This window comes from Flavobacterium sp., assembly GCF_049318185.1.
GTDB lineage: Bacteria > Bacteroidota > Bacteroidia > Flavobacteriales > Flavobacteriaceae > Flavobacterium.
The window spans coordinates 1-3981 of sequence record NZ_JBMOGV010000149.1 but is presented as its reverse complement, the minus strand read 5'-3'; the positions used below and the strand labels follow the sequence as shown (position 1 = coordinate 3981).

Annotated in this window: 6 protein-coding genes; all 6 read left to right on the top strand. The window is 33.7% G+C overall.

Going from position 1 to position 3981, the window contains the following annotated elements:
• The first annotated feature begins 70 nt into the window (after positions 1–70).
• The 6 genes from ACOYLT_RS10510 (at position 71) to ACOYLT_RS10485 (ending at position 3925) form a co-directional block, all read left to right on the top strand.
• Positions 71–499 carry a hypothetical protein gene (locus ACOYLT_RS10510; protein ID WP_422853802.1) on the top strand — a complete coding sequence of 143 codons (429 nt, stop codon included), beginning with the start codon at positions 71–73 and terminating at the stop codon, positions 497–499.
• Between the two features lie 352 nt (positions 500–851).
• Positions 852–1199 (top strand): hypothetical protein, encoded by a 348-nt coding sequence (locus ACOYLT_RS10505; RefSeq protein ID WP_422853801.1) that lies wholly within the window; start codon positions 852–854, stop codon positions 1197–1199.
• A 133-nt stretch (positions 1200–1332) separates the two neighbouring features.
• Positions 1333–2154 carry an AAA family ATPase gene (locus ACOYLT_RS10500; protein WP_422853800.1) on the top strand — a complete coding sequence of 274 codons (822 nt, stop codon included), beginning with the start codon at positions 1333–1335 and terminating at the stop codon, positions 2152–2154.
• Position 2155: 1 nt separating this feature from the next.
• The gene (locus tag ACOYLT_RS10495) at positions 2156–3154 is read left to right on the top strand and encodes a DUF3871 family protein (protein WP_422853799.1); all 999 of its coding nucleotides are present in this window, start codon (positions 2156–2158) and stop codon (positions 3152–3154) included.
• Complete coding sequence (locus ACOYLT_RS10490; RefSeq protein WP_422853798.1) at positions 3139–3450, top strand: hypothetical protein; 312 nt, start codon at positions 3139–3141, stop codon at positions 3448–3450. The genes ACOYLT_RS10495 and ACOYLT_RS10490 overlap by 16 nt, the downstream gene beginning before the upstream one ends.
• A 10-nt stretch (positions 3451–3460) precedes the next feature.
• Positions 3461–3925, top strand: a complete 465-nt coding sequence (locus ACOYLT_RS10485; protein WP_422853797.1) for a JAB domain-containing protein — start codon at positions 3461–3463, stop codon at positions 3923–3925.
• Positions 3926–3981 lie beyond the last annotated feature (56 nt).

Genomic DNA, 3981 nt, shown 5'->3' with positions numbered 1-3981 from the left:
CAGAAAGGGGTTACAGCTAATTTAAACCCGACTTTAGTCGGACAACAATGATTTTCTTTCAATAAATGAAATGAAAAATTACAGTAAGAATGGAATTATAAAAAAAGATCTTTATATTATAAAAGCTGGATTTGATTATGACGAAAATTTTGAAACTCAATTCAGAGTCAAATTTATTAATCTAACAGATGAAGTTATTGAATCTGTCCAAATTGGAGACATTGAAATTGAAACAAGGTATCCATACACAAACAAATATTTTAAAGAACATGTTTTCAATGTATCAGGCTGTATTATTATGCCAGGGGAAATAAAATTCGTGACTTTTTCCCCCAATAAAGAAACTACAGAAGAAAGAATGATGCAATATCAACGAGGCGTAGGAGCAAAAATTTATAATCTTGATTATATAAAAGCAAATGGGGAACATGTTAATGCCAATAGAAACATTTCTACTAATTTAAAATGGACAACTAAAAAAGGAATTGGAATTCGTTAATTTGTGGAGTAAACTACCATTAACCATATTAAAGTTTTCAAGCTCGATTCTAATTTCTATTTTCTATTAATATTAGATAACTAATTTTTCCTATTTATATTTTTTTTATTTTATACTAGGTACTTACATATGGATGTAAGGTATAGGTACTTTCATTTTACCCCCCCCTGCTTTTAAATGTAATAACGAAGCCCCCCTCAAGTATGGATGGAAGTTTATTATTAAAATAGCGTCCATCCATTTTTATTGTATGTGTGAATCTGCTAGGGTCCTCCAAGCACAACCCTACCTCAAAAATGGGGTCGCATCATCCCCCATCATTATTTTTTTAAACATTTTAAAACCTTTAAAAATGGTAAGAGTTATCGGCGCAAATTTGCGTACAAATGAAAAAGGAGCTTATGTTTCCTTAGAATTACAAGGGGATATCATTATGATTCAATCCCAAAAGACTGGTCGATTTTATGCAACGGCTCGTAAATGTTGTGTTTACAGTACGTTTGACAAAAGAACAGCGGATTCACTGATTGGTTCACAAATGCCTGGTACTATTGAAAGAGTACCATGTGATCCTTATGACTTCACGATAATCCAGACTGGGGAAGTTATCAAATTATCACATACTTATGGATATTGTCCTCATGAAGGTGCAATTCCTAGTTATGTTACAACTGCTACTCAAGGAGAAGTGGTTGCCTAATAACTTGATAGGTTAGTAAACAAGTAAAGTGAAGAAGCAAGGCATTTGTCTTGCTTCTCGCTTTATATCCAAACATTAAAAATTATACATCATGCAATTACAACAAGCAAGTAGAAAAAATGCTAAAATTAAAATGGCTCTGCAAGGGGCTTCTGGAAGCGGAAAAACTTACGGTGCTTTATTATTGGCTTTTGGTCTCTGTGGCGATTGGAGTAAAATAGCAATAATCGATTCTGAAAATCATTCATCTGAATTGTATGCCCACCTAGGTCGTTATCAAGTACTTCATATTGAACCTCCATTTACCCCTGAACGCTATGTAGAAGCTATTAAAGTTTGTGAACAAGCGGATATTGAAGTTATTGTAATTGACTCCATTTCTCACGAATGGGTTGGTATAGGTGGAATTCTTGATGCACATAGTAATATGCCTGGTAATTCATACACCAATTGGGCTAAGCTTACACCTCGTCATAATTCTTTTGTACAACACATGCTTCAAAGTCCTATTCACATCATTGGTACTATACGCTCTAAGCAAGAGTATGTATTGTCTGAAAAAAATGGCAAGCAAGTTCCAGAGAAAGTTGGTATGAAAGGAGTCACTCGTTCAGGAATGGATTATGAGTTCACCCTTGTCTTCAATTTAGATATGAGGAATAATGCCATTGCTACTAAGGATAGAACAAGCATATTCAGCGGTAAATCTGAATTTAAGGTCAACTCTGAAATCGGTAAAATGATTTTGGATTGGTGTAATGAAGGGATTCCAACTGCTGAGTTAGGGCAGGGTGAGCTACTTGAAAGAATAAATGGATGTAAAAGTCTACCCGAACTTTTGGAATTGTATTATGCAAATCCCAAACAAAAGCAAAAACTTAAAAGTGCTTTCACCAAAAGAAAGGCGGATTTAGAAGCCAATCAAGCTGATTCACTAATCAATAATTCAAATTAATATGGAAACATCAAATGATCAGTCGGTCACTGAAAATGCAAGTATATTGATGACCGACCAATTATATACACCACAAATATCATCTAACAAACCTTTTATTCAAGCCAATACAGTTGAATCTAGTCTTCAAGAATTAAAAGAGCATCATATCATTCCAGTTTTCATTAAGGACAATGAGCCGGTTATTAGTCACACTGATTTTATTGAAGTAACCGCTGAAGTAGTTGCAGATATATATAGTACTGAACAGATTTTAAGCCCCAATATCAGGTTATCACATCCAGTTAAAGGAAGAATTCCAGAAGCTAAACAGAAGCCTGCAATTCAGCTCTTAGAGCATGAAAAAACGCTTTATTATGAACGAATGGCTTTTGTAATTGAAATACCAACTGTTTATGATGAAATTGATGGTAATACTGTTTCCTTAACAGTTGGTGGAGTAAAAGCATATAATCTCGATAACTTATACAACAAGAAAGGTGCTGATGAACATTTTAAAATATTCATTGGGTTTAAAAACACTGTATGCACTAATCTATGTGTTTGGTCAGATGGTTATATGTCTGATTTGAAGGTTAAAACCTTAGGGCAATTAAAAGCGTGTATTAGAACCCTTATTGAAAATTATGATGCTCGTTACCAGTTAATGCAGATGGAAGAAATGACTAAACACAACTTATCAGAACAGCAATTTGCGTTGTTGTTAGGAAGATGCAGAATGTATCAGCATTTACCAAATCATCTGAAAAATGGGATTCCTCAAATGTTGCTGGGCGACAATCAGATTGGAATGATATGTAAGGATTTCTATAGGGATGAAAGCTTTTGTAAATCAGAGGATGGTAGTATTAACCTTTGGAGATTATACAACCTATTTACTGGTGCAAACAAAAGCACATACATTGATAATTTCCTCGACAGAAGTGTCAATGCTTACCATTTCATTGAACAAATTCGCTTTTCTCTTCAAAACAAGGTATTCAATTGGTACCTGAATTAATATCACTAACTCCTGTTGGAAAAAATCTAACAGGAGTTCATTTAACTTCTATGAACCAACCACTGCGATTAAAATATGTTACGGACGGTTGCTTGCTGCTAATAAATCCAAAAGGAAGAATAAGAGTCTTATATACCCCATTTCGTGTTCAAACTATCATTTCTTCATTTGGAATACCTGAAAACACCTGGGTTTATGTAGAAGCAGTTTTTGAGCACCAAGAATATATCATTGGTTATTTAATCAATGGAGCTATACACCCTTTTAAGAATTTTAAAATCAATGTTTCTTATTAAAACTGTTTATATGAATCCACTTAAAAATAATATAATACCAACAGTATCAGAAATTGAAGTAAGCTATCGTCCTGCTATTTCAAATAAACCAATTATTACCTCAAGCTTAGATGCTTATACAGTATTAAAGGATTTTATTTCCCTTAACACAATTGCATTACAAGAACACTTTGTAGTAATGTACTTAAACAGAGCTAATCGAGTATTGGGAGTTTATAAACTTTCAAATGGGGGTATTACAGGAACAGTTGCTGATCCTAGATTAATACTAGGGATAGCCCTTAAAATTGCCGCAACAGGTATTATATTAGCCCATAACCACCCTTCTGGTAACCTAAAGGCATCTAGTGCTGATTTAGAACTCACCAAGAAGATTAAGACTGCTGCATCCTTTATGGATATAATGGTAACAGACCATATTATTCTATCAGTTAATTGTGAATATTTCAGTTTTGCTGATGAAGGTTTAATTTAAAATCACTATTGTCCGACTAAAATAGAATAAAACTGGCATAAAAAAGGGCAGTTCCT

Excerpts from the sequence above, each read along its gene's own strand:
- ACOYLT_RS10500 (WP_422853800.1), top strand. The coding sequence starts at position 1,333 with ATGGCTCTGCAAGGGGCTTCTGGAAGCGGAAAAACTTACGGTGCTTTA.
- ACOYLT_RS10495 (WP_422853799.1), top strand. The coding sequence starts at position 2,156 with ATGGAAACATCAAATGATCAGTCGGTCACTGAAAATGCAAGTATATTG.
- ACOYLT_RS10485 (WP_422853797.1), top strand. The coding sequence starts at position 3,461 with ATGAATCCACTTAAAAATAATATAATACCAACAGTATCAGAAATTGAA.
- ACOYLT_RS10510 (WP_422853802.1), top strand. The coding sequence starts at position 71 with ATGAAAAATTACAGTAAGAATGGAATTATAAAAAAAGATCTTTATATT.
- ACOYLT_RS10505 (WP_422853801.1), top strand. The coding sequence starts at position 852 with ATGGTAAGAGTTATCGGCGCAAATTTGCGTACAAATGAAAAAGGAGCT.